Genomic DNA, 24,759 nt, shown 5'->3' with positions numbered 1-24,759 from the left:
GTTTTTTCTATGCGCGCAGTTTTTCGATGAGCGCCTCTTGAAGAACCTGGGAAAAATTTACTCCTTTAGCGGTGGCCTCCTCGTCGAGCCATCCCGGGATGGTCAATGTCTTTTTTACTGCGCGGGGGTTGGCGCGCTTTTTGTAGGCGAGCATATCAAACTCCACAACTACTAAAAATCCGCCCTCTACGGATACTTTATCGGGTTCTGAAGGTTTGGGCAGGGGCTCTTTGTTCTGCTCCTTGGAGACCAAGCAGAGGCCCAGCGCATCGACCGCCATCTCGTAGGCCTGGGTCATATCGTCCCCCTGGGTCAAACATTCGGGCAGGTCAGGGAAGGAGACCCAGAAGCCCCCTTCCTCGGCCCAATGAAATACTGCCGGGTAAAATAACTTGTTCATGGTGTCCTCCTTCTGGGGCTTATTTCAGCCCCGCCTGTTTCAGTATTGCCTGTTCCAGCCCCTTTTTGAGGTCTTTCGCATGGAGGGGAACCGTTGTCTGCTTTCCTGTCTCGGGGTTTTTCATTTTAACGTGCGACCCGTTTTGGGCGACTACCTGAAACCCGTTTTTGGTGAGAAGCTTTATCATCTCTTTGGCGGTCATCGGCATTTGTTTCCCCTCCCTTACTGTATTCATATTATAACACGTATTAGCACGTATAGTCAAGGGCTTTCGTGAATTTTCCACAACTATTTTTGTACATCAGCAAGTTACTGGCAAGTTAAACTTGATCTATATTTGGGGTATTGGATCTGGATTGGGGATACATCTTGTATCATTGGCGCACTCGAACGCGGCCAGCTTTTTTGTAAAGCAAGTTACCAACAAGTTAAATCATACCGATTTTTGTTTATAAAAACTAGAGCCGTGGATCATATCCACGGCTCTTACAAAACATGAAGTTTTTCTTGGTGTCTATATTATATGCGATTTTTCTCAAAAAGTCAATGAAGAAGCTTTTCGTGGATAGTAAAAATATCTATATTAGGGCGCAGTCGTTTTTGCTTGACCAAGGTCAGATATTTTTTGTGCTTTCTTTTTATATTATTGAGCAGGGCTTGAGATTCGATGACATACGGGATCCCCCTTACAGTATATGCCTGCTTGATATATCTGGGTGAAACGGGAATAGTGTTCCCTACTAAAAATACGCTTTCTTTTCCCATCATTTTGCCTATATGGTAAAAAACACATTTTCCGCGTCCGAACTTTGCTTCGTATTTTTTGATTTTAGCCCGGTAATTCTCTACCTTGGAGCTAAGTGGGATCATCCAAAAAATATTGTCGGATTCTTTTAGAGCATAAAAATAAGGGCGGCTTTCAAGTTTGTTTAACATAAGGTGTTTGTCTTTGAAATCAGAAAAATAAGAGTCCTTTATCACATACAATCCGTTTTCTTCGAGTTCCATCTTACCTCCCTAAAGAAAATGCCCTTCTTTTCAGAAGGGCACCTTTCAAGCCAGACACTTATGAGTCGCTGCTGGCACGCGACAATCTAAAGCACGTCAGACACTTATGAGTCGCTGCTGACACGCGACACACAGAGGACGGCGGTGGGGCCTATCTCTCTGCCTATATAATATACCATCTTCCGCATGGTGTAAAACGTCAAAATAGGTAATGGGTGTTTGAAAGCTCGTTTTAGAGCCGTTTTAATGCTGTTTTTGCTATTTTACACCATTTTACGGGAAATAAAATCAAAATAGCACCCCATTATTTTTCTTAAAGTCTGATGCTTGCTTATAAGAAAAAAGAACTTAAGTTAGCGAGAGTTGAGTGGCACCTCCTCTGCGACTGGATCAAGACCCCGCCCTATATGGCAGAAATTTTAGAGGCGGTAGAGGCAGGAAAATGCCCGAATTTGTAACCCACTTTATAACCCACTTGTATTTACTTTTTTGCTTTTTTGGCAAGTACTCCGCTTGAACAGTTTTGCGAAAAACGGTATAATCATCACGTTTGTGAGCAATTCGGAAAACATCAAGCTTGCTGCATGCTGGTTCAAGTCCCATCTCCCGCACCATCCAAAAAGGGCCGGGAGCCGATGTGCGCTCCGGGCCCTTCCTTTGCCCCCGACCGCCCCTGTGCGGCCGTTTTAGCAGAAATAGGCCGCGGGGGCGTAGTAGGTGCAGGCGGTGGTCTTTCCCGCAAAGTGGAGGGAAAGGCGCACCGTCTCGGCCCAATCGGGGATGGAGAAGGTCGCCATCTGCCGGCTAAAGCAGTAGCAGACCCGGCAGGTGATGACCTCCTCCCGCCGCTCGGTTTGCCCGTTGGGGCCGCAGAACTCGGCCGCCAGGCGGATGTCCTGGGCCTCCACCACCCGCAGCACATACCCCCAGGTGATGGCCTGCTGTCCCCGCACCGGGATGGCGGGGTCGTACTGGTCGTAGCCGCTGCCGCCCTCGGGCAGGGTGGTGGTGCAGGTGCGGTAGCCGCAGACGCAGAGGTTGTCGTAGGTCGCCCCGCTCCCCGAAAAGTAGAGGGGGCCGCCGTCGGGTCCGGGGCACCAGCGCGAATTGCAGATGATGTTTTTCACAGTCACATCACTCCCACAGAATGTTGGGCGCCGCCGGAAGGGGGACGCCCTTTTTACAGGATATTGCAGAGGGGGCCCGGGGGTGTATCGCCCCCGCCCCGGACAGAGCGAAAGGAAGAGAATTTGCCATGACCGAACGGGAAATCGCCGAGATCCGCCGCCGCTACCGGCCGGAAAAAACCAACATCACCCACCTGCGGGGCTGCTATGTCAACGAGAAGCGGGAGATCGTCTCCCAGTTTGACCAGCCCCTCTCGATGATGAGCGAGGAGGAGGCGGAGAAGATCCTCGCCACCCTCAAGCGCACCCTCTCGGGGGCCCAGGGCCGCAACCTCTTTGATGTGGAGTTCGCCACCCAGCAGGTGGTGGACAGCGAGGAGCACCGGCTGCTCATGTCCCTGCGCAGTTCCGGTCTGGGGGACGAGGAGGCGGTGCAGGCCTTTTTGCAGAAGGTCATCGCCTCCCTGTCGATGGAGGGCAGCTACCTCATCCTCCTGGCCCACGAGACCTACGACGTCCCCTACCGCTCGGCCGACGGGGGCCGGCAGGACGACGCCTCCGACCAGGTCTACACCTATTTTCTCTGCAGCATCTGCCCGGTCAAGCTCACCACCCCTGCCCTGAGCTATTTCATCTACGAGAACAAGCTCTCCAACCGGCCGGCGGACTGGCTGGTCTCGCCCCCCGAGCTGGGCTTTCTCTTCCCCGCCTTTGACAGCCGCAGCGCCAACATTTACAGCGCCCTCTACTACACCCGCAACCCCGCCGAAAACCACCAGGAGTTTGCCGACGCCGTCTTCAACCGGGAGATCCCCATGCCCGCCGCCGAGCAGAAGGAGACCTTTCAGTCCCTTTTGGGGGAGAGCCTGGGCGAGGACTGCAGCCTGGAGGTGGTGCAGGCGGTGGAGGGCCAGCTCACCGAGATGATCGAGGCGCACAAGGAGCGCAAAGAGGAGGAGCCCCTGGCCGTCTCCAAGTACGCCGTCAAGCGGGTGCTGGAGGGCTGCGGGGTGCCGGAGGAGCGGTTGAGCACCTTTACCCAGCGCTACGACGAGGCCTTTGGCCCCGATTTGGATTTGAGCCCCCGCAACCTGGTCAACGCCCGGGCGCTGGAGGTCGCCACCCCCGACGTCACCGTCAAGGTGAACCCCGAGCGGGGGGATCTGGTGGAGACCCGGGTCATCGACGGCGTCCGCTACATCCTCATCCGCGCCGAGGAGGGGGTACAGGTCAACGGGATCGACATCCACATCTCCTGATTTCTTGGCCCCGGCAGGGGGGGCTCCGCGGCGATTCGGTTTGCAGGGGAGCAATTTGCCCTGAGGGGCAGGTTGCTCCCCTTTTGTCGGCCGAAGGGGGGGGAGGCGACATTTTGCCGCCATTTTGCAGGAGAAAGGGGGTCTTTTTGCCCCGCGCCCTTCTCCCCGGGCGGAGGCCGACGGGGTCCAGGGTGGCCGGCGGCGCCGTCCCTCTGCCGCGCCCTTCACTGCCCGGCCCCAACGGCGCGGACAGGGCGGTAGGGTGCGGCGCTGTGGGAGATGCCGACGGGAGCGGCCCTGTTCCGGGGAGGGCAGGCCGCCCTGGCCCGAGGGGGCCGGGAGCTGTCACCGGCCGGCCCCCGCCCTGTTGCGGGCGACCGGGGAGCGCTGCAAGGACACCTGCCTTGATTCCCCCTGGGGACCGGGTGTTTGTTCCAGCTGTCCGCAGGCAGCCGGAAGGGTCGCCTTCAACGGGGCCGCCCTCTCTGAAATCGCGTCTCCTTCTCCCGGCCCCGCCTTGCCCCCTGGGCGGGCGGGGTTGACATGCACCATGCAGTGTTTGACCTGGGGGAACCCCGCCTCGACGGCCCGGTGCACCCCCTCGGCGATTTGGTGGGCGGCCTCGAGGGAGAGGCGGCCGTCCACCGCGATCTCCATGTCCACATAGGCCCGGGCCCCAAACTGCCGGGTGCGCATCTCGTCTAGCCCCGCCACCCCCTCCTGGGCGCGGACGGCCGCGGCAATGGCCTGCACCGTCCGGGCGTCGCAGGCTTTGTCCACCATCTTGTCCACCGCGTCGCGAAAGATGTCCAGGGCCGCCTTGCAGATGAAGAGGGAGATGACGGCGCTGGCCAGGGGATCGAGGATCGGCCACCCCAGCCGGGCCCCCAAAATGCCCACAAAGGCCCCCACCGAGGAGAGGGCGTCGGAGCGGTGGTGCCAGGCGTCGGCCATCAGCGCCCCCGAGTGCACCCGCCGGGCCGCCTTTCGGGTGTAGCGAAACATCCACTCCTTCACCGCGATGGAGACGGCCGCCGCCGTCAGGGCCAGCGCCCCCGGCGCTGCCAACGCCTTCCCCCCGCTGCACATCTGGGCGATCCCCTGGGCGCCGATGGCCGCCCCGGTGGCCGCCAAAATCACCGCCAGCAGGATGGCGGCCACGCACTCCAGCCGCTCGTGGCCGTAGGGGTGGTCCTGGTCGGGCTGCCGGGCGGCCAGGTTGATGCCCCCCATCACCACCAGGGTGCTGAAGACGTCGGAGGCGGAGTGGACCGCGTCGGACACCATCGCCCCCGAGCGGGCCAACAGCCCCGCCGCCAACTTGAAGGCCGTCAGCGCCAGGTTGACCGCAATGCTCACCCCCGACACCCGCATGGCCACCCGCCGGTCCTCGTCCGCCTCTCTCACGGCGATCCCCTCCCTTATCCTGCGGCGCCGCCCCTCTTTGCCGGAAGGGCGGCGCCGTGCCCCCTAGCTTATGCGCCGCCCCCGCCATGGTTGACAAAGGGGGGAGGGGGGCGGTACGATAGAGGAAATTTCTTGAGAGAGGGGGCGCCGGCTTTGCGCCTTTGCATTGAGGGAGCTCCGCGCAAGGTCCGCTAGTCGGGCGGCGCTGCGCGGAGCAAATCATTAAGTAGTAAAGATACGCTTTTCGCCCGACAGAGGGATTTTGCGCGTTTGGAACAGCCATCCGGCCCGGCCGGAAATCCAAACAAAGGAGCAAAGTCCATCGTGTTTTCAAAAATCAAAGCCCGCTATCGCGGCCTGAGGCCCTTTTTCGTCCTCTGGTCCACCCAATCCCTCTCGGCCCTGGGCAGCGCCATGACCAGTTTCGCCCTGGTGGTCTGGTCCTACCAGCAGTGGGGCTCGGCCCTCTCCACCGGCCTGCTCTCGGTCTGCTCCTACGCCCCCTATGTGGCGCTGAGCATCTTCTCCGGCGCCCTGAGCGACCGCTGGGACAAGCGAAAGACCATGCTGCTGTGCGACAGTGCGGCGGCCTTCTGCACCCTCTGCGCCCTCGCCCTCCTCTCCACCGGGCGGCTGGCCATGGGGCACCTCTACCTCCTCAACGCCGTGAGCGGGTTGATGAACACCTTTCAGCAGCCCGCCTCCGACGTGGCCGTCAGCCTGCTGGTCCCCCGGGAGCAGTACCACCAGGTGAGCGGGCTGCGGGCCCTCTCCAACTCCCTGGTCACCGTGCTCGCCCCCATCCTGGCCAGCGCGATCTTCGCCTTTGGGGGGCTGGGGGCGGTGATCGCGGTCGACCTCTCCACCTTCGCCGTGGCCGCCGCTGCCCTCTGCCTGGCCGTCCGGCTCCCCCACACCGCCGCCGAGACGGGCCCGCGGGAGCCGACCTGGCAGGTGGCAAAGGCGGGGCTCGTCTTTCTCGCCCGAAATCGGGGGGTGCTCCACCTCATCCTCTTTCTGGCCGCCATCAACCTCACCGCCTCGATGTACAACGCGGCCCTGCCCGCCCTCCTCCTCCCCCGGGCCGGGGGAGGGGAGGTGGCCCTGGGGCTGGTGAACACCTGTGCGGGGCTTGCCAACCTGGTGGGCAGCGCCGCGGTCTCCCTCGCCCCGGCCCCCAAAAGCCGGGTGCGGGTGATCATGGGGGCCCTCCTCTTCTCTATGAGCACCGAAAACCTCCTCCTCTCCCTGGGGCGGGGGCTGCCGGTCTGGTGCCTGGGCTCGGTGCTGGGGTGGCTCTGCATCCCCGCCATGAACGCCAACCTCGACGTGCTGTTGCGGCTGCACATCCCGGTGGAGATGCAGGGTCGGGTCTACTCGGTGCGAAATGCCCTGCAGTTCTTCACCATCCCCCTGGGCTATCTGGCTGGGGGCGCCCTGGTGGACGGGGTCTGCGAGCCCCTGATGGCCGCCCAGCCCGCCGGCAGCCCCCTGCACCTCCTCTTTGGCGAGGGGAAGGGCGCGGGGGCCGCCCTCCTCTTTTTCTTCCTGGCGGCGCTGGGGGTGGGCACCTGCCTCCTCTTTCGCCGCTCCCGGGCCATCTGGGCCCTGGAGGAACGGCTGCCCCGCCGGTAAGCGCGCAGAAAAGAGCGCCCGCCCCCCCTTTTATAGGGGGGCGGGCGCTCTCTGTCTTTAGCGGGCGGGGACTTTGGCGGCAAGGAGGGAGGCGGCCTCCTCCCCGGTCAGGGGGCGGGCGTAGAGGAAGCCCTGGATCAGCTCGATGCCGCAGTCGAGGACAAAGCGGTTTTGCACCTCGTCCTCCACCCCTTCGGCCAACACCCGCATTCCCATGCGGTGAAAGATCTCGGTCAGGGCCCGGACCATGACGGCGGTGTTCTCCTGCTCCACCGCCGCCCAGACGAGACTCTTGTCCAGTTTGACGGTGTCGAAGGGGAGGGCCAGCACCGAGCTCAGGTTGGAGTAGCCGGTGCCGAAGTCGTCCAGCCCCAGGCGGATGCCCATCTGCCGCATCTCCCGGGCGAATTCGCCCACCAGCTCCGGCTTTTCGGCCAGGGCGGTCTCGGTGAACTCGATCACGATTTGAGAGAAGGGGACGCCGCTGTCCCCGATGATCCGGCGCACCCGCTCCACCACCCCCGGCTGCCCGAACATCACCGCCGAAAAGTTGACGTGTATCCCCTCCACCGAGATGCCCCGCTCTCCGAGCGAGAGCAGGTAGCGGCAGACCCGCTCCAACACCTGATAGGTCAGCTCCACAATGTCGCCGGTCTCCTCGGCCAGGGGGATGAACTCCGCCGGCGAGACCGGGTCAGCGGGGGTGCCCTCGATGCGCATCAGCGACTCGGCGTAGGGGAAGCGGCCGCTGGACACGTCGTAGATGGGCTGGTAGCGCAGGGAGAAGGCGCCCTGGGAACAGGCCCGCTTCACCGCTTGCAGCACCTGCTCCCGGCGGCGGATCTCCCCCAGCATGGCGGGCCCGCAGTAGCAGATGTTGCGGCCGGGCCGGCGCTTGGCCTGGGAGACGGCGTAGGCGACCCCACCGGCCAGCCCCTCGCCGGTGTCGGCGCTGCTGGGGTACTGCACCACCCCCATGGCCCAGGGCAGGGGGCGCAGGTAGTTGCCCGCCCGCCAGGGCAGGGCCATCCGCTCCCGGATGGCCCCCAGCACCCGGCCCACCTGCGCCCGCCCGCCGTCGCGGATGAGGACGGCAAACTCGTCCCCGCCGAAGCGAAAGACGTTTTTCTCCCCCGCCAGCTGCCGCAGCCAACCGCAGACCTCTTTTAGAAAGAGGTCCCCCACCGACTGGCCGAAGCGGCTGTTGATCTGCTTGAAGTCCCGCAGGGAGAGGACCGCCACCGTGAAGGTGGGCAGCCGCTTTTCAAAGAGGAGCAGGTCGATGAGGTTGACCAGTTCCTGCCGGTTGGGTGCGCCGGTGAGGGAGTCCAGAGACATCTGCTTGTTCTGCAGGTGCAGGTAGATGATGAGCAGGGCGCAGGTCGCCGCCGAGCCCGAGAGGATGACGGTGGGGGAAAACTGCTGCACCAGGATGACGACGAGGGCCACCGCCGGAAAGGAGAGGAGGATGGTCCTCGTCGAGCGCTCCACCGAGTGCCGAAAGCGCAGCACCAGCAGGATACTGGCGGCGCAGTAGGCGTAAAAGAGCAGGTAGGTCAGGGCGATCCACTCCCCCTGCCGGTAGCCGCCTTCGGGGGTGATGGAGAAGAGCTTGCCGGTGAGGGGGTCGGCCAGGGCCAGCAGGGCGTAGAGGGCGCCGAGGGTGATCCCCCCGGCAAAGACCCAGCGCAGCATGGGCTGCCCCTTGCAGAGGATGGCGGCCGAGTAGAGAAAATAGGCCAGCCCCATCAGAGGGGTGCAGATGAAGTAGAGGGTGGTCACCCCCCAGACCAGCCACTGGGGGGCCAGGCCGGGGCGCATCAGCAGCAGGGTGGAGAGGATGTTGGTGGAGACCGCCAAAAAGGTGATGATCAGGCAGCCCTGAAACACCCGGTTTTTCAAGCTGGGCAGTGGACTGCCCCGACGGGAGTACCCCCAGATGATGAGCAGTATGACTGCCGAAACGCACTCCGGCGCGATGTCCCAGCGCATGCGATCCCTCCGCCGCCCCACAGGGCAAAGAATAAAATCAAGAATCAAAAATCAAAGGATAAAATATGTCAAAACTGTGAAGATACGTTCATCATAATCGAAAACTGCCAAAAAGGCAATGAAAATCCACTGCCGTCATCCCCGCGCCGCCCTGCCCGTTTGGCGAAGGGCGCAAAAAGGGGTATAATGAAAGGCAGAAAGCGCCCCCGCACCGGCTGTCTGCCCGGCGCAGGGGGCGGAGGAGGCAAAAACGGTGGCCAACATCTTTGACTATCTGGAATGGCGGGGCGACCTGCGCTTTGACCAGGCGCCCTTTACCTGCGTGGACGATCTCATCCTCTGCCGGCTGTCCTATGTCCCCTTTGACGGGGTGGTCCCCCCGCCGGGGGAGGGGGGAGCGATTTCCCTGCGCCGGGCGGCGGAACGGCTCCTCTCCCCGGCCTTTGCCCGCCAGACAGAGGCCATGTGGGCGCGCGACCGCGACCTGCTGCGGGCCCTGGCCGCCAGTGCCCGCTTTGGCGAGATGCCCCTTTTGGGCTACGTCAACGACGTGGACGCCGACGAGCAAAAGCAGTTTTCCGCCCTCTGCGCCCTGCCCGGCGACGGCACCGGCTTTGCCGCCTTCCGGGGGACCGACAACACCCTGGTGGGCTGGAAGGAGGACTTCAACATGGGTTTTGCCACCCCGGTGCCCGCCCAAAGGGAGGCGGTCTCCTACCTCTGCCGAGCGGTGGAGCGGGGGCCGGCGAGCTGGCGGGTGGGAGGCCACTCCAAGGGGGGCAACCTGGCGGTCTACGCCGCCGCCTTCGCCCCGGCCCCGGTGCAGGAGCGGCTGCTCTGGGTGCAGAACAACGACGGCCCCGGCTTTGACGGCGGGGTGCTGGACGGCCCGGGCTACCGGGCGGTGCGGGAGCGGGTGCACACCTACCTGCCCCAGTCCTCGGTGGTGGGGATGCTTCTGGAACACGAGGAGGCCTACACGGTGGTCCACAGCAGCCAGGTGGGGCTGATGCAGCACGACCTCTACTCCTGGGAGGTGAAGGGCCCCGGCTTTGTCTGCCTCGACGAGGTGAGCGCCAGCAGCAAGTTCATCGACAAGACCCTCAAGGACTGGGTGGCCGGGATGAACAGGGAGGAGCGGGCCACCTTCTTCGACACCCTCTACCAGCTGCTGGCCGGCACCCAGGCCAAGACGGTGGGCGAGCTCTCCGGCGACTGGCTGCACAGCGCCGGGGCGGTGCTGCAGTCCCTCAAAAATGTGGACGAGGACACCCGCCGCCTGATGGGCCAGGTGATGGGCGGCCTCTTTCGCTCGGCGCGGGAGAACCTCCGCCCTGCCCGCCCCCGGAGCGAGGGCGGGGAGCGGCGTCTGGAGTAGAGTGCCCCTCTCTCCCCGGGGGAGCGGGGCGGTTGCGGCCCGGTCCCCTGTCGCCGCCGGGAAGGGGGGCTCGCTTCCCGGCAGAGGGCGGCGACCTTCTCTTTCAAGAGGGCCGGAGGAGTGGGGCAGGTGTCCGTCTCCTTTTGTGGGAGGCGCGAAAGGGAAAGTGCTGCCAAAGGCCGACGGGTCCCTCCGGCCCTTTCGGTTGCGGGCAGCGCCTCCTGTCATCTGGCAGCCCACCCGGCCCCTGCGCCCGTTTCCCCTTTTTCGCCGGGAGGACCTCCACACCACCCACCCCCGGGGTAAGAAGTCAGGGTGGTGTCTGAAGTAGGGAACCTTTCGCCCCGGAGAGGGGAGAGGGGTCGGCTGCGGCTCGGTCCCCTGTCGCCGCCGGGAAGGGGGGCTCGTTTCCCGGCAGGGGGCGGCGGACGTCTCTGTCAAAAAGGCCGGAGGAACGGGGACGGGTGTCCGTCTCCTTTTGTGGGAGGCGCGAAAGGGAAAGTGCTGCCAAAGGCCGACGGGTCCCTCCGGCCTTTCGGTTGCGGGCAGTGGCCCCTCCTGTCATCTGACGGCCCGCCCGACCTCTGTGCCCGTTGTCCCTTTGCCGCCGGGTGGAAGGTCCACCCGGCGCTCCTGTGGGAGGGACGCGTCCGCTCCCTGGTTGGGGCGGGGCGAAATGGGCCTTCCCCCCGACGCTCTGCCCAAACCCCGCCGAGGGCTTCTCCATGCGCCTCGGCGCTTCGGACCCCCTCTCAAAATACGCCTGTTGTGGCACTCTTTCGCCGCAATATCGGCGAAATGACGGTTGACTGGGTGCACAAGATGTAGTATGATTTGACCAATCTGTTTCAGAATCAAAACTAGATATGGAAACGAAAGCACACGGGTGCCCGGCCTGTCATCGGGCCGGGCGGCAACAGGGAAGACGGGTGAAAAGCCCGCGCGGTCCCGCCGCCGTAAGGAGAGAGCGCGCCCCAACTGCCACTGGTTCCCCCGGGAGCTGGGAAGGCGGGGCGCGCGTGGAATCCGAGCCGGAATACCTGCCCGCTGTGCGCGCGCTGCCACGGTGTATGGCGTCAAGCGGGCTCTGGTGAGTGACTTTTGTCGCGCCCCTGCCTGCCTTTGGCCGGCAGGGGCTTTTCAGCGCTCTGGGCGTCTCCAGCGGTTTTCTGAAACCACTTTGATGGGAGGACACAATACGATGATCGAATCGATTCGCAAGCGCAGCGGGGACATTGTCCCCTTTGATCCGGAGAAAATCACCTGGGCCATCTTCAAGGCGGCCGCCGCCGTGGGGGGAGACGACTGGCATCGGGCGGAGGAGCTCTCCCGCCAGGTGGTGGAGATGGCCACGTCCCGCACCGGCGTGCTGGACGTGGAGGAGGTGCAGGACATGGTGGAAAAGGTCCTCATCGAAAACCGCCACGCCCGCACCGCCAAGGCCTACATCCTCTACCGGGAGAAGCGCCAGGGCGCCCGGGAGGCCAACGCCCTCATCGGCGCCACCATCGACATGTTCTCCCAGTACCTGGACGACATGGACTGGAAGATCCAGGAGAACGCCAACACCCAAAAGTCCATCAACGGGATGAACAACTACATCCGCGAGGCCTTTACCAAGCAGTACTGGCTCCACGAGATCTATCCCGAGGAGATCCGCCGCGCCCACACCTCGGGGGACCTGCACCTGCACGACCTGGGCTTTTTCGGCCCCTACTGCGCCGGGTGGGACCTGCGCCAGCTGCTGATGCAGGGCTTTGGCGGGGTGCCCGGCAAGGTGGAGAGCGGCCCGGCCAAGCACCTGCGCTCCTTTTTGGGGCAGATCGTCAACTCCACCTTCACCACCCAGGGCGAGTCGGCCGGCGCCCAGGCCTGGTCCTCCTTTGACACCTACTGCGCCCCCTTCATCCGCTACGACCACATGGACTACGCCGCGGTGAAACAGGCGCTGCAGGAGTTCATCTTCAACCTCAACGTCCCCACCCGGGTGGGCTTTCAGTGCCCCTTCTCCAACCTGACCTTCGACATCGTGGTCCCCTCCACCCTCAAGGACGAGTGCGTGGTCATCGGCGGCCAGCCCATGGACGCCTGCTACGGCGACTTTCAGGCCGAGATGGACCTGCTCAACACCGCCTTCTGCGACGTGATGATGGAGGGGGACCGCCACGGCCGGGTCTTCACCTTCCCCATCCCCACCATCAACGTCACCAAGGAGTTTGACTGGCAGAGCCCGGTGGTGGACAAATTCATGGAGATCACCTGCAAGTACGGCATCCCCTACTTCTCCAACTACATCAACTCCGACCTCTCCCCCGAGGACGCCCTCTCCATGTGCTGCCGGCTGCGCCTTGACACCAGCGAGCTGCGCAAGCGGGGCGGCGGCCTCTTCGGCTCCAACCCCATGACCGGCTCCATCGGGGTGGTCACCCTCAACCTGCCCCGGCTGTGCTACCTGGCCCAGGACGAGGAGGACCTGATGCGGCGGCTGGACGGGCTGCTGGAACTGGCCAAGAACAGCCTGGAAATCAAGCGCAAGACCATTGAAAAGCAGACCGAAAATGGGATGTACCCCTACTCGGCCCACTACCTCAAAGAGGTCAAGGCCCGCACCGGCTCCTACTGGTTCAACCACTTCAACACCATCGGCCTGGTGGGGATGAACGAGGCCTGCCGCAACTTCCTGGGCTGCGAGATCACCGCCCCCGAGGGGCAGCAGTTCGCCCTGCGGGTGCTGGGCCACATGCGGGAGGTCATCACCCGCTTCCAGGAGGAGACCGGCCACGTCTACAACCTGGAGGCCACCCCCGCCGAGGGGACCAGCTACCGCCTGGCCCAGCTCGACCGGGACCGCTACCCCGACATCCTCACCGCCGGGGAGGAGGTGCCCTACTACACCAACTCCACCCAGCTGCCGGTGGGCTACACCGACGACATCTTCGAGACCCTCGACCTGCAGGACGACCTGCAGTGCATGTACACCGGCGGCACGGTGCTCCACCTCTACCTGGGCGAGCAGATCCGGGACATCGAGGTGGCCAAGGCCCTGCTGCAAAAGGCCTTTACCAACTACAAGCTGCCCTACCTCTCCCTGACCCCCACCTTCTCGGTCTGCCCCGAGCACGGCTACATCAGCGGCGAGGTGTACAGCTGCCCCGACTGCGGCGCCGCCACCGAGGTGTGGAGCCGGGTGGTGGGCTACCTCCGCCCGGTGCAGAACTTCCACAAGGGAAAGAAGGAGGAGTACCGCCAGCGGGTCAAGTACGTCATCAAAGAGGGCGAACTCTCCGAGGCGGCCGCCCAGTGAAGGTCGCCGGCATCCAGCGCACCAGCACCATCGACTTTCCCGGGGTGCTGGCCTGCGTCCTCTTCACCCGCGGCTGCGACACCGACTGCTTTTACTGCCACAACCGCGACCTGTTGGGCCCCGGCGACTGCCTGCCCGAAGGGGAGGTGGAGGCCTTTTTGAAAAAGCGCCGGGGGCTGCTGGACGGGGTGGTGGTCAGCGGCGGGGAACCGCTGCTCCAGCCCGATCTGGAGGGGTTTTTGGCCGCCCTCAAGGCCATGGGCTACCGGGTCAAACTGGACACCAACGGCCGCCAGACCCAGCGGGTGCTGGCCCTGGTGGAGGCGGGGCTCTGCGACTACCTGGCCATCGACTGGAAGGCCCCCCGCCAGCAGTACCTCCAGGTGTGCGGCGTCCCCCCCGAACAGGGGTACGACGCCACCCGCGAGACCCTCTGCCGGCTGGCCGAAAAGGGGGTCCCCTGCGAGGCGCGGACCACCCTCTACCCCGGGCTCACCGCCGGGGCGCTGGTGGAGTTGGCGGGGCAGCTGCCCCCGCTGCCTCGCTACCGGCTCAACTTCTTTCGCACCCCCGCCTGTGCCCGGCAGCGGCACCTCCCCCTGCTGGAGCGCCCCTTCCTCACCCCCGAGCAGGTGCGGGCGGTGGAGCCCCAGCTCCGGGCCGTCCAGCCCGGCCTCACCTTTTAGAGAAACCTGTTTGATATGCGGCCCCGGCGCGGGAGAGCGGCAACGCTCTCCCGCGCCTTTTTGCCGTCTCTTCCCGCCCGGCCAGGGGGAAACGCGGGGCGGCGGGCGGGAAAAAGGGGGGCTTTTTATCCCCCTTTTTCCCGCCGCCAGGGCCGCCGCGGAGGGGAAAGGGCCGCCCCCGCCCCCGGGGGACGGCGAAAGGGCTGGCGCCGTCCCTCTGCCGTCCCCTGCACAGGGGTACTGGGGGGACAAAAAACGCCATTTTTTTACAGCTCCCCTGACTATATTGGGAAGGAGACCCAATTGGGCGTTCACAGCAAAAGGGGGAGATTTGGTGAACGAGAGGATGAGCGGCGAGGCGCTGCTGGCGGCGGCGGCTCGGGGGGTCAAGGGGGGACTGGTCCGACTGCAGCTGGGACAGGCCAAACCCCACTGGTCGCCCGACGGCGGATTTCTGGCCCTGCTGGACTGCACGCCGGAGCTCTTTGCCCGCACCCAGGGGGGAGACCCCTGGTTTTTCCTGGGGGCCCAGGGGCGGCGGCTGGCCGCCCGCAAACTGGCGCGGGCCCGGCGGGCGGGGCGGGTGCAGGCCGACTTTCCCTGCTACACCCCGGCGGGCCAGTTGCGCTGGCTGCGCTGGTGCGGGGTGCTGGAGGCCCCGCACCGCTGGCGGTTTTTCTGCCTGGACATCGGCCGCTGGCGGCAGATGCAGCGGGAGCTGGAGGGGGAGCGGGAGCGGCGTCAGGTGCTGCTGCGCTGCACCGACGGGCTGGCCTTTGAGTACGACGGGGCAGAGGATGTGATGACCTTCTGCGACCGCCGCCCCGGCCGGGCGGGGGGCGGCATCTGGCGGGCGGAGGGCTACCTGGCCGCCCTGGAAGGGAGCGGCTGCCCCGGGACGGCGGACTTTGCCGCCATCTGCCGGGGGAAGAGCGCCGGCCCGGCCGAGGTGCGGCTGGAAGGGCGGGCCTTCCCCGGCCACGAGGGGGGCTGGTTTTCGGCCTCCGGCGCGCCGGTGGAGGGCCCGGGGGGCCGCAGCTGTGTGCTGGGGGTGCTGCGGGACATCAGCGCCCACAAAAAGGAGACCCAGAAGCTGCGCTCCCGCTGCTGCCGCGACCCCATGACAAGGCTCTACAACAAGCTCTCCACCGCCGAGGCGGTGGACGGCTACCTGCAAGGCCCCTGCCGGGGCAGCTCCGGCGCCCTGCTGCTCATTGACCTGGACGACTTCAAGGGGGTCAACGACCGCTACGGCCACCAGTTTGGCGACGCGGTCCTCACCGAGGTCAGCGCCCGGCTGCGGACCAACTTTCGCGCCACCGACATCGTGGGCCGGGTAGGGGGCGACGAGTTTGTGGTCTTTATGAAGGACGCCGCCGCGCCGGTGGTGGGGGAGACGGTGGAGCGCCTCTGCCAACTGCTGGAACAGGAGCTTCCCTCCCGCCGGGGCCTCTCGGTGCGGGGGAGCATCGGCGTCGCCCTCTGGCCCCGGGACGGCGCCAGTTACGAGGCCCTCTTTGCCGCTGCCGACCGGGCCATGTACGAGGCCAAGCGGGCGGGGAAGGACCGCTATCGGATGGCCGCCGGGGCCCCTGCCCCCGCCCTGGGCGAGGGCGGGGGAGGGGAGGTCGGCTGCCCCCTCTGCCTGGGGCGGCTGCTGGAGCGGGCGACGGCCGCCCCCGCCCCGGAGGAGGGGGTGCGCCGGGTGCTGGCCGACCTGGGGGACGCCCTGGGCGCCCACCGCACCTACTTTGTCTGGAAGGGGGAGGCCCCCCTGCACGTCTGGACGGCCCCCGGGGTGGCTGCCGGTCTCCCCGACGGGCCGGCGGCGCCCGCCCTTCTCGACCGGGTGGACCTGCAGCCCTATTATGACCCCGCCGCCGGCTGTTGCCCAGGGTGATCCCATAGCCGCGCTCGAGGGGTTCTACCACGAATCTTCCATAAGAACCGTCAGGGCCCGGTAGGCCTCGATCCCCTGGCCGTAGGGGTCGGAGACGCCGCCCCCCAGCAGGTGCACCTTCTTCATGCTGCCGCTGTCGAGCACCGCCTCCAAGACCGGGCGGTGCTGCAGTGCCGCGTTGCCGGCGGCGGGCGTCTGGGCCTTTTGGGGGCCGAGGTCAACGGCGCCCGGCGCTACTGGAACAAAGAGGAGGTCGCCCTGCTCAAAGGGGCGGCCCACATCTGCCAACTGCTGCTGTGCTAGGGGCGGTTGGGGACCGACCGCTTGCCGGCCTTTGCAAGGAATTTTGCAAAGGCCGGCTTTTCTTGGTGAAAACACAACAAATTTTGTCTATAAATGGCCACTTTCAATTGTAAAGATTGGAAGATAATGATATGATAATAGAAAAATCGGCCGCTCTGCCCGCAGGGCAGAGACGGGCGGGAACGGCGCGATGTCTGGCGTGGGCGCGCCCCGCCCTGCCGAGAGGAGAGAGTACTGTGTCAAAACAAGGAAATTGTCGTCCCCACCGCGGTCTGCGGGCGGTGGCCCTGGTGCTGAGCGTCGCCCTGGCCTCCCTGGGGCTCTTCACCGGCTGCAAGGACAAAAACCACGGGCTGAAAAAAGACAGCCCGGTCTCCATCTCCATCTGGCACTACTACAACGGCGCCCAGAAGCAGATGTTCGACGAGATGGTCACCGAGTTCAACGAGTCGGTGGGGGCCGAAAAGGGAATCGTGGTCCAGGCCTACAGCCAGGGCAGCGTCAACGACCTCACCGCCAAGGTGATGGACGCCATCGACAAGAAGGTCGGCGCCGAAGAGGTGCCCGATGTCTTTGCCGCCTACGCCGACACCGCCTACGAGATCAACCGCCGGGGGATGGCCGCCGATTTGAGCCAGTACCTCACCAAGGAGGAGCGGGACAGCTATGTCTCCGCCTACCTGGACGAGGGGGCCTTCAGCGAGGAGGGGAGCATCAAGCTCTTCCCCACCGCCAAGTCCACCGAGGTGCTCACCCTCAACAAGACCGACTGGGACAAATTTGCCGCCGCCACCGGCGCCAGCGAGGAGGACCTGCGGAGCTGGGAGGGGATCTGCAAGCTGGCCAAGAGCTACTACGAGTGGACCGACAGCCTCACCCCGGAGAAAAACGACGGCAAGGCCTTCTTCGGCCGGGACGTGATGGCCAACTACTTCATCATCGGCAGCATGCAGATGGGGCAGGAGCTGTTCTCGGTCGAAAACGGCCAGGTCACCTACAACCTGGACAAGGCGGTGATGCGCCGCCTCTGGGACAACTACTACACCCCCTATGTCAGCGGCTACTTCACCTCCATCGGGCGCTTTCGCAGCGATGACGCCAAGACCGGCGACATCATCGCCCTGGTGGGCTCCACCAGCGGCAACACCTACTTCCCCACCGCCGTCACCCTGTCCGACGGCAGCAGCTATCCCATCGACGCCAAGACCTACGCCCTCCCCAACTTTGAGGGGACCAAGCCCTATGCGGTGCAGCAGGGCGCGGGGATGATGGTAACCAAGAGCGACGAGACCCGCGAGTACGCCGCCACCCTGTTTTTGAAGTGGTTCACCGAGAAACAGCAGAACGTCCGCTTTGCCATCGGCTCGGGCTACCTGCCGGTGAAAAAGGACGCCAACACCGCCGAGGCCATCGGCGAGGCGGTGGCGACTTCCCCCGAGCCCATCTCCGAATTGATGGAGGAGACCCTCCTCACCGGGGTGGAGATCACCCAGAACTACACCCTCTACACCAACGAGGCGTTTGAAAACGGGACCGAGGCCCGGGCTGTGGTGGAAAAATCCCTTCAGCAGAAGGCCGTCGCCGACCGCGAGGCGGTGAAAGCCCTTTTGGAGGGGGGCAGCACCCTGGCCGACGCGGTGGCCCAGTATGACACCGACGAGAACTTCGAGAGCTGGTACCAGGACTTTTCCGCCCAGCTCGCGGCGCTGTAAGCGGGGCGCCGCCACCAAACCGGGGAAGGAGATGAGGGGATGAAGGCCGGTCGAAAAAGGAGCGGGCGCACCATCTTGCAGAAGATGCTGATCCCGGTCACCGCCATCGTATTGGCCCAGGCGGCCCTCTACGCCGTGGTCTTTTTGCAGGGCGGCGTCCTCTCTCACACCGACGCCAACGCCTACGACATCCTGGGGGAGCGCACCATCAACCGCCAGCTCTACCTGGAAAACGAGATGGTCCACCGCTGGTCCAACGTCAAGGAGCACGAGACCGCCATCCTCTCCTCGGTGGAGGAGACCCTAAAGGCGCAGGGCGCCACCCTGGGCGACATCGCCACCGACGCCACCCTCAATGCCCAGATCCTCGACGGCCTCTCCGACAGCTTGGTCTACATGCTGCGCAAAAACGGGGTCACCGGGGCCTTCGTCGTCCTCGACGGCGTGGGGGTGCAGGGAGACGAGAGCGGCCAGTCCAGGGCGGGGCTCTACCTGCGGGACCTGGACCCGGTCAACAACTCCTCCGGCGTCTCCGACATCCTCATGGAGCGGGGGATGCCCACCACCTCCCGGCGGATGGGGATCCCGCTGGACAGCTACTGGCGGGCCGACTTCCTCTTCACCGGGGAGGAGGGGCGGGCCGACGAGCAGTTTTTCCTCGCCCCCCTGAACGCCGCCCGGGCCAGCACCAACCGCGAGAGCAGCAACTTCGGCTACTGGAGCCCGGCCTTCTCCCTCTCCGGCCAGGACGGGCAGGTCATCACCTACTCCATCCCCCTCATCGCCTCCGACGGCACCGTTTTTGGGGTGATGGGGGTGGACATCACCCAGAGCTACCTCACCTCCCTCATGAACTACGAGGAGTTGGGGGTGGACCACAGCGGCGCCTACATCCTGGCGGTCACCGACAAGGAGGGGCAGCAGTTTCAGACGGTCTTTTCCAGCGGCTCCCTCTACCAGGTGAAATTCGGCGTCAGCCAGGAAATCGTCGGGAAGAAGAGCGAGCACAAAAACATCTCCACCTTCACCCGCGCGGGGGAGGGGGGGAAGAGCGACCTCTACGGCAGTGTGCAGCCCTTTTCCCTGTACAACACCAACACCCCCTTTGAAGGGCAGCAGTGGGTGCTCATCGGCCTCTGCGAGGGGGACACCCTGCTGCAGTTTTCGCACCAGATCCGCCAGATCATCTACCTGTGCACGGTGGCGGCCCTTCTGCTGGGCATCCTGGGGGCCGTCCTGGCCTCGCGGATGGTGGCAAAGCCCATCACCGCCCTGGTGCAAGACCTCAAGCGCAGCGACCCCAACAAGCCCATCAAGCTCAAAAAGCTGGACATCGAGGAGATCGACCAGCTCACCATCTCCATTGAAAACCTCAGCAACGCCGCGGCCGAATCGGCCTCGAAATTCGGGCAGATCATCTCCACCACCAACATCCCGGTGGGGGTGTTCGAGTACGCCCCCCAAGCCCCCTCGGTCTTTTGCAGCACCAACATCTTCCCCATTTTGGGCTGGCCCCAGGAGGAACAGGTGGATGGCCGGCTCCCCCGCGAGGTCTTTGAGCAGCGGATGCAGGCGCTGCAGGAGTGCCTGGTGGAGGACGGGGAGGAGGGGCTCCTCTACCGGCTGCCCTCCGGCCCGGAGGGGGAGCGCTGGGTACGCCTGACCTTCCTCAAAGAAGGGGGGCAGATCCTGGGCGCCATCACCGACGTCAGCAAGGACATGGCCGAAAAGCGGAAGATCGAGTACGAGCGCGACTACGACATCCTCACCAATCTCTACAACCGCCGCGCCTTTGCCGCCAACATGGAGCGGCTCTTCGAGACCCCCGAGGTGCTGGGCACCGCCGCCCTTTTGATGTGGGACCTGGACAACCTGAAGTTTGTCAACGACAACTACGGGCACGACAGCGGCGACCGCTATATCGAGGCCTTTGCCCGCTGCCTCTCGGCCTTCCTCTCGGAGCAGAGCCTGGTGGCCCGCCGCTCCGGCGACGAGTTCTACGTCTTCCTCTACGGCTACCAGAGCAAGGAGAAGATCCGCCAGATCATCCGCAAGGTGTGGATGCAGATCGGCCACACCACCTTCCCCCTGGCGGGAAAGGACTTCAAGATCCGGGTCTCCGGCGGGCTGGCCTGGTACCCCGACGACGCCTCCAGCTACGAGGATCTCATCCGCTACGCCGACTTTGCCATGTACAGCGTCAAACACAGCGAAAAGGGCAGCATTCAGGAATTTGAGCGCACCTCCTACCAGGCCGACTCCTTTTTGGTGCGCGGCCAGGAGGAACTCAATCGCCTCATCGACCACCGGCTGGTGCGCTTTGCCTACCAGCCGGTGCTGGAGGTGGCCACCGGTAGCGTCTACGGCTACGAGCTGCTGATGCGCTCCCAGGTGGAGGCGCTGCGCAGCCCGGTGGACGTGCTGCGCATTGCCAGGGCCCAGTCCAAGCTCTACCAGATCGAGCGCCTCACCTGGTTTGAGGCCATGGCCTCCTTCAGCCAGCAGGTCAAGGCCGGGCAGATCGGGCCGAACGAGCGGGCCTTTGTCAACTCCATCGCCAGCCAGAGCCTCACCGGTTCGGACATCACCGCCCTCGAGGACCTCTACGGCCCCTACCTGGAGCGGGTGGTGATGGAGATCACCGAGCAGGAGCCCTGGGACAACGAGCGCACCCGCTTCAAGATCCGCACCGCCAAGCGCTGGGGCGGCCAGTTGGCCATCGACGACTTCGGCTCGGGCTACAACAGCGAGTCGCTGCTCATCTTCCTCTCGCCGGACATCGTCAAGGTGGACATCGCCATCGTCCACGACATCGACCGGGATGGGGACCGCCTCAGTTTGCTGGAAAACCTGCTCTCCTACGCCCACAGCCGGGGCATCAAGGTGCTGGCCGAGGGGGTGGAGACCCGCGCCGAGATGGAGACCCTGGTCGCCCGCGGGGTCGACTACCTGCAGGGCTACTACGTGGCCCGCCCCCAGCTGGAGATCGCCCCCGTCGAGCCGGATGTCCTCCGGGCAATACAGGCGGCCCGGGAGAAAATACAGTGACACCCCTTTGCAGACGGGGCGGCTTTGGCCGCCCCGTTTGGTCACGGTTGGGTATCGGCGGGGAGGAAGTGGTGACAAAACCGCAGAGCGACGCGGTTTTTGGGCAACATTTCCCATCTGATTTTTTGCGCAAATAGGGGCGAAATGGCAGCGGTTTCCTTGTAAAGAGGGAGAATCTGTGCTACAATTGGGAACCGTCTAGAGAAGTATTTTGCGGGGCATTGCGCCCCTTTCCCCCGCGGGGGTCTGTGAAAAGAGGAGGAGAGAGGCGATGTTTAAAAAGATCGTGTCGGCGGCGGTGGCCTGTGCCATCCTGCTGGCCTTCAGCAGCTGCGGCGTCGACAAGGGTGCCGAGGGCAGCTCCGGCGGGCAGGAGGGCATTGCCCTGGCCGTGAACCGGATCGACACCAAGGAGTACATGGCCGCCCTCTCGGCCGACCTGGAGGAGGCGATGGCCGCCGAGGCCCAGGCGGCGGAAGAGGCCGAGGCCCAAAAGGCCGAGGAAGAGGCCGCCAAACAGCGGGAAGAGGCTGCCGCCAAGGCCAAGAAGGCGGCGGAGGAGGCCCAGAAGGACACCAGCAAGTACAAAAACGACAGCGCCCACAGCTACGAGGACCCGGGCAAGCAGGACAACCAGAAGCAGGAGAGCGAGATCGAGGACTCGGTGGTCGTTCCCCCCACCCCCGAACCCGCCCCTGAGCCCACCCCGAAACCCGACAACGGCGGGGGGAGCGGTTCCGGCGGGAACACCGAGCCCGCCCCCACCCCGGTGCTCAACGGCTGGCAGGTCATCGGCGGCAAGACCTATCTCTATGTCAACGGCAACCCCCTGACCGGCTGGCAGACCCTCGAGGGCATCAAGTACAAGTTTGACAACAGCGGCGTCCTCAAAAGCCGCTGGGGGGTGGATGTCTCCAAGTACCAGGGCAATGTCAACTGGAGTGCGGTCAAGGCCGCGGGCTGCTCCTTTGTCATGATCCGGGTGGGTTACCGGGGCTACGGCACCGGCGCCATCGTCGAGGACCCCTACTTCCGCCAGAACATCGCCGGGGCCAAGGCCGCGGGGCTGAAGGTGGGCGCCTACTTCTACACCACCGCCATCAACGCCGAGGAGGCCGCCGAGGAGGCGGGCGTGGCCGCGGGCATCATCCGCTCCACCGGCTACAGCCTGGACTACCCCCTGGCCATCGACATCGAGTGCACCGAGGGCCGGGTGGCGGATATGACCAAAGCCCAGAACACCGAGGTGGTCAACGCCTTCTGCGCCGCCGCCAAGAGCCTGGGGTACCAGACCATGGTCTATGCCAACAAAAACTGGCTCTACAATAAGTTGGACACCAGCCAGTTCGGCAGCTATAAAATTTGGCTGGCCCACTACACCAACCAGACCGACTACTCCGGCCGCTATAACATCTGGCAGTACACCAGCGGCGGTTCGGTGCCGGGCATCTCCGGCAAGGTGGACATGAACGTGGAACTGCTGTAAAATTTGCCTACATAATCAAACACAGGGTGCGGCCTGCCGGCCGCAGGGAACGAGCGCCAGGGGAGACCGCGGGGTTTCTCCTGGCGCTCCTCTCTGTGCCTCCGCCCGCCTCTGAGAGAGGAGCGCCAAATGGATACGCCGATCTTTTAAGAGCCTGTCATCCCGCCATTCCCTTGAAAAAGGAGGTCGTCTTTTGATGCTGGCTCCCATCTACCAGATTGCATAGCAGGGGCTATTGCAATCTTCCAAAAAAATTGCTGAAATAGCCTCTGCACACCCGATTTTATCAAAATCAGGAGATGCAAGATGAGCTATTTTCCCCTTTCGGGGGCCTTTCGGATGGTCCCTACCGACACCTACACCATTGTGCGCGGCTGCGCGGGCTGCGGCGGCAAGAGCACCTACCGCTGTGCGGACAGGTTTCGCGTCAACGCCAACGGCAAGCGGCTGGATGTCTGGCTGATCTACCGCTGTGAGCGCTGCAAGCACACCTACAATCTGCCGGTCTACTCCCGCGTCTTGCGGGACGCCCTCTCCGCGGAGGAGTACCGGGCCCTGCTGGCAAACGATCCCGCGGCCGTGGCCCGCATCGGGCGGGATCGCGCCTTCTTCCTCCGCTGCGGCGCCCAACTGGGGGGCGAACTGCCCTACCGGCTTTCGCGGCTGCCCGACCGGGCGGGGGAGGAGGGGCTGTGGGTGCAAAACCCCGGGCGGATACGGGTCCGCCCCGACAAGCTGCTGTCCCAGTGCCTGGAGATCCCCCGCGCCCGGGCCAAGGCGCTGCTGAAGGGCGGCGAAGTGGTCGCTGAGGCGACGGAGGACGGCTGGCGGTTCACATCCGCCCGCTGACCCGTTATATAGAGAGAGGCGTCCCGAGGGCCTGTGCCCCGGGACGCCTCTCTCTTTTCCGTCCGCCCCTCAGCCCTTGAGCCCGCGGGACTGGCGGTCCATGTCCTCGATGACGATGTCGAATATCTCTCCCAGCGAGGCGCAGTATTCCAGCACCTTCCAGGGCTCGTTGGTGTGAAAGTGGATCTTGACCAGGTCTTCGTCCCCCACCGCCAGCAGGCAGTCCCCCTGAAAGTGGTCGGTGAAGTAGTCGTTTATCTCGTCCTCGTCCAGGTTTTCCCCTTCCAGCAGCAGTTGGGTGTCGTATTTGAATGTGAGCACAGCAGGGCCCTCCCTCTCGTTTTTCTGCCCCTATTTTACCCGTTTTGGCGCCCTTTTGCAAAGGGAGGTCCCCCTTTTTTCAGTTCACCCCCCTTGCAAATACTTTGACATCAAAGTATAATGGGAGAAAACGGAAGGGGGGAGTAGCCTGTGGAGAGAGACGCGCCCAGTCGCGCCGACTGGAGCCGGGACGACACCGTCAGCCGCATCAGCCGCACCCGGGCGGCGGCCAACGCCTTTTTGCAGGCCCACCTGGCCCGGCTGGGGCTGGGGGGGCTGGCCACCTCCCACGGCGAGATCCTCACCGCCCTGCTGGCGCGGGGGGAGATGCAGATGGGCCAGCTGGCCGGCTGCATCGGCCGCGACCCCTCCACCGCCACCGCCCTGGTGAAGAAGCTGGCGGCCCTGGGCTACCTGCAGACCCGGTCCGCCCCCCACAGCAGGCGGGCGGTGCTGGTCTCCCTCACCCCCCAGGGGCGGGCGCTGGAGGGGGCCTTTTCGTCCATTTCACAGCAGTTGCAGGAGAGCTACCGGGCGGGCATCGACGAGGAGGAGCTGGCGGTCTTTCGCCGGGTCCTCTCCCAAATCGAGGAGAACCTGCGCCGGGCCACAGAGGAGGAGTAAGAGTTGAAAGAGTACACGGGAGAGAAACGGCTGCAGGCCGCCGCCGGAAACGGGGAGGCGCGGGGCGTCTACAAGGTGGGGGAGCGGGTCTGGTTTATCGCCGGGTTCGGCGCCAGCAACGCCACCCTCATCGAAGGGGAGCACAGCTGCACCCTGGTGGACAGCCTCAATGACAGCAAGATGGCCGAGCTGGCCTTGGCCGAACTGGGGGAGCTGTTGGCGGCAAAGCCGGTGCACACCCTCATCTACACCCACCAGCACCCCGACCACACCGGCGGCGCCGGGGTGTTGGCCGCCGGCGCCCGCCAGGTGATCGCCCG

The 24,759-nt window shown here is 64.5% G+C and carries 20 protein-coding genes and 1 riboswitch; of the genes, 13 read left to right on the top strand and 7 right to left on the bottom strand.

The genetic code is table 11. The features are described from left to right. Positions 1-7: 7 nt before the first annotated feature. The 4 genes from BN3266_RS04715 to BN3266_RS04705 all read right to left on the bottom strand — a co-directional run bounded on the left by BN3266_RS04715 (position 8) and on the right by BN3266_RS04705 (position 2,535). Complete coding sequence (locus BN3266_RS04715) at positions 8-400, bottom strand: type II toxin-antitoxin system HicB family antitoxin (protein ID WP_059004163.1); 393 nt, start codon at positions 398-400, stop codon at positions 8-10. A 19-nt stretch (positions 401-419) separates the two neighbouring features. Then, positions 420-608 carry a type II toxin-antitoxin system HicA family toxin gene (locus BN3266_RS04710; protein ID WP_059004161.1) on the bottom strand — a complete coding sequence of 63 codons (189 nt, stop codon included), beginning with the start codon at positions 606-608 and terminating at the stop codon, positions 420-422. 335 nt (positions 609-943) lie between these two features. After that, positions 944-1,408 carry a type III toxin-antitoxin system CptIN family toxin gene (gene cptIN / locus BN3266_RS13750; protein ID WP_021660819.1) on the bottom strand — a complete coding sequence of 155 codons (465 nt, stop codon included), beginning with the start codon at positions 1,406-1,408 and terminating at the stop codon, positions 944-946. 686 nt (positions 1,409-2,094) lie between these two features. Continuing rightward, complete coding sequence (locus tag BN3266_RS04705) at positions 2,095-2,535, bottom strand: hypothetical protein (RefSeq protein ID WP_059004159.1); 441 nt, start codon at positions 2,533-2,535, stop codon at positions 2,095-2,097. 128 nt (positions 2,536-2,663) lie between these two features. Here BN3266_RS04705 and BN3266_RS04700 point away from each other — a divergent pair, with 128 nt between their 5' ends. Then, complete coding sequence (locus BN3266_RS04700; protein WP_059004156.1) at positions 2,664-3,794, top strand: DUF4317 domain-containing protein; 1,131 nt, start codon at positions 2,664-2,666, stop codon at positions 3,792-3,794. A 345-nt stretch (positions 3,795-4,139) separates the two neighbouring features. Here BN3266_RS04700 and BN3266_RS04695 read toward each other — a convergent pair whose 3' ends face one another. After that, on the bottom strand, positions 4,140-5,201 hold the full coding sequence (locus BN3266_RS04695) for a cation diffusion facilitator family transporter (RefSeq protein ID WP_075109681.1): 1,062 nt from the start codon (positions 5,199-5,201) through the stop codon (positions 4,140-4,142). A 324-nt stretch (positions 5,202-5,525) separates the two neighbouring features. Between BN3266_RS04695 and BN3266_RS04690 the strand changes: the two genes are divergently transcribed. After that, positions 5,526-6,836: an MFS transporter gene (locus tag BN3266_RS04690; protein WP_059004154.1), complete on the top strand. Its 1,311-nt coding sequence runs from the start codon at positions 5,526-5,528 to the stop codon at positions 6,834-6,836. Between the two features lie 57 nt (positions 6,837-6,893). Here the strand turns inward: BN3266_RS04690 and BN3266_RS04685 are convergent, their stop codons facing one another. Beyond that, positions 6,894-8,828 (bottom strand): putative bifunctional diguanylate cyclase/phosphodiesterase, encoded by a 1,935-nt coding sequence (locus BN3266_RS04685; protein ID WP_075109680.1) that lies wholly within the window; start codon positions 8,826-8,828, stop codon positions 6,894-6,896. A 253-nt stretch (positions 8,829-9,081) separates the two neighbouring features. Here BN3266_RS04685 and BN3266_RS04680 point away from each other — a divergent pair, with 253 nt between their 5' ends. From BN3266_RS04680 to BN3266_RS04640, 9 genes are all read left to right on the top strand, one after another. Further along, on the top strand, positions 9,082-10,206 hold the full coding sequence (locus tag BN3266_RS04680; protein ID WP_059004151.1) for an Mbeg1-like protein: 1,125 nt from the start codon (positions 9,082-9,084) through the stop codon (positions 10,204-10,206). 870 nt (positions 10,207-11,076) lie between these two features. Further along, positions 11,077-11,268, top strand: a riboswitch (cobalamin riboswitch). A gap of 139 nt (positions 11,269-11,407) precedes the next feature. Continuing rightward, entirely contained in the window at positions 11,408-13,510 is a 2,103-nt protein-coding gene (locus BN3266_RS04675) for a ribonucleoside triphosphate reductase (protein WP_059004148.1), read from the top strand. Continuing rightward, entirely contained in the window at positions 13,507-14,196 is a 690-nt protein-coding gene (locus BN3266_RS04670; protein ID WP_021659857.1) for an anaerobic ribonucleoside-triphosphate reductase activating protein, read from the top strand. The genes BN3266_RS04675 and BN3266_RS04670 overlap by 4 nt, the downstream gene beginning before the upstream one ends. A gap of 346 nt (positions 14,197-14,542) precedes the next feature. Then, positions 14,543-16,096: a diguanylate cyclase gene (locus BN3266_RS04665; RefSeq protein ID WP_368013946.1), complete on the top strand. Its 1,554-nt coding sequence runs from the start codon at positions 14,543-14,545 to the stop codon at positions 16,094-16,096. A gap of 162 nt (positions 16,097-16,258) precedes the next feature. Continuing rightward, positions 16,259-16,399 carry a hypothetical protein gene (locus tag BN3266_RS13745; RefSeq protein WP_154668978.1) on the top strand — a complete coding sequence of 47 codons (141 nt, stop codon included), beginning with the start codon at positions 16,259-16,261 and terminating at the stop codon, positions 16,397-16,399. Between the two features lie 236 nt (positions 16,400-16,635). Then, entirely contained in the window at positions 16,636-18,111 is a 1,476-nt protein-coding gene (locus BN3266_RS04655; protein WP_242861717.1) for an extracellular solute-binding protein, read from the top strand. A gap of 39 nt (positions 18,112-18,150) precedes the next feature. After that, complete coding sequence (locus tag BN3266_RS04650) at positions 18,151-21,159, top strand: EAL domain-containing protein (RefSeq protein WP_059004143.1); 3,009 nt, start codon at positions 18,151-18,153, stop codon at positions 21,157-21,159. A 271-nt stretch (positions 21,160-21,430) separates the two neighbouring features. Then, entirely contained in the window at positions 21,431-22,645 is a 1,215-nt protein-coding gene (locus tag BN3266_RS04645; RefSeq protein ID WP_059004141.1) for a glycoside hydrolase family 25 protein, read from the top strand. Positions 22,646-22,951: 306 nt separating this feature from the next. Next, positions 22,952-23,494, top strand: coding sequence for a DUF1062 domain-containing protein (locus BN3266_RS04640; protein WP_059004139.1), 543 nt, complete (start codon positions 22,952-22,954; stop codon positions 23,492-23,494). Between the two features lie 69 nt (positions 23,495-23,563). Here the strand turns inward: BN3266_RS04640 and BN3266_RS04635 are convergent, their stop codons facing one another. Continuing rightward, on the bottom strand, positions 23,564-23,815 hold the full coding sequence (locus BN3266_RS04635; RefSeq protein WP_021661325.1) for a hypothetical protein: 252 nt from the start codon (positions 23,813-23,815) through the stop codon (positions 23,564-23,566). Between the two features lie 150 nt (positions 23,816-23,965). Here BN3266_RS04635 and BN3266_RS04630 point away from each other — a divergent pair, with 150 nt between their 5' ends. After that, complete coding sequence (locus BN3266_RS04630) at positions 23,966-24,439, top strand: MarR family winged helix-turn-helix transcriptional regulator (RefSeq protein ID WP_059004137.1); 474 nt, start codon at positions 23,966-23,968, stop codon at positions 24,437-24,439. Between the two features lie 3 nt (positions 24,440-24,442). Further along, on the top strand, positions 24,443-24,759 hold a 317-nt coding region (locus BN3266_RS04625; RefSeq protein ID WP_154669002.1), incomplete at its 3' end, for an MBL fold metallo-hydrolase.

Origin of the sequence: Bittarella massiliensis (ex Durand et al. 2017) (genome assembly GCF_001486165.1) — a bacterium.
Lineage (GTDB): Bacteria > Bacillota > Clostridia > Oscillospirales > Ruminococcaceae > Bittarella > Bittarella massiliensis.
This window is presented reverse-complemented; position numbering and strand designations above follow the sequence as displayed.

Coding starts and splice junctions, on each gene's coding strand:
- BN3266_RS04715 (WP_059004163.1), bottom strand. CDS start 400: ATGAACAAGTTATTTTACCCGGCAGTATTTCATTGGGCCGAGGAAGGG.
- BN3266_RS04685 (WP_075109680.1), bottom strand. CDS start 8,828: ATGCGCTGGGACATCGCGCCGGAGTGCGTTTCGGCAGTCATACTGCTC.
- cptIN (WP_021660819.1), bottom strand. CDS start 1,408: ATGGAACTCGAAGAAAACGGATTGTATGTGATAAAGGACTCTTATTTT.
- BN3266_RS04640 (WP_059004139.1), top strand. CDS start 22,952: ATGAGCTATTTTCCCCTTTCGGGGGCCTTTCGGATGGTCCCTACCGAC.
- BN3266_RS04675 (WP_059004148.1), top strand. CDS start 11,408: ATGATCGAATCGATTCGCAAGCGCAGCGGGGACATTGTCCCCTTTGAT.
- BN3266_RS04710 (WP_059004161.1), bottom strand. CDS start 608: ATGCCGATGACCGCCAAAGAGATGATAAAGCTTCTCACCAAAAACGGG.
- BN3266_RS04645 (WP_059004141.1), top strand. CDS start 21,431: ATGTTTAAAAAGATCGTGTCGGCGGCGGTGGCCTGTGCCATCCTGCTG.
- BN3266_RS04665 (WP_368013946.1), top strand. CDS start 14,543: ATGAGCGGCGAGGCGCTGCTGGCGGCGGCGGCTCGGGGGGTCAAGGGG.
- BN3266_RS04650 (WP_059004143.1), top strand. CDS start 18,151: ATGAAGGCCGGTCGAAAAAGGAGCGGGCGCACCATCTTGCAGAAGATG.
- BN3266_RS04700 (WP_059004156.1), top strand. CDS start 2,664: ATGACCGAACGGGAAATCGCCGAGATCCGCCGCCGCTACCGGCCGGAA.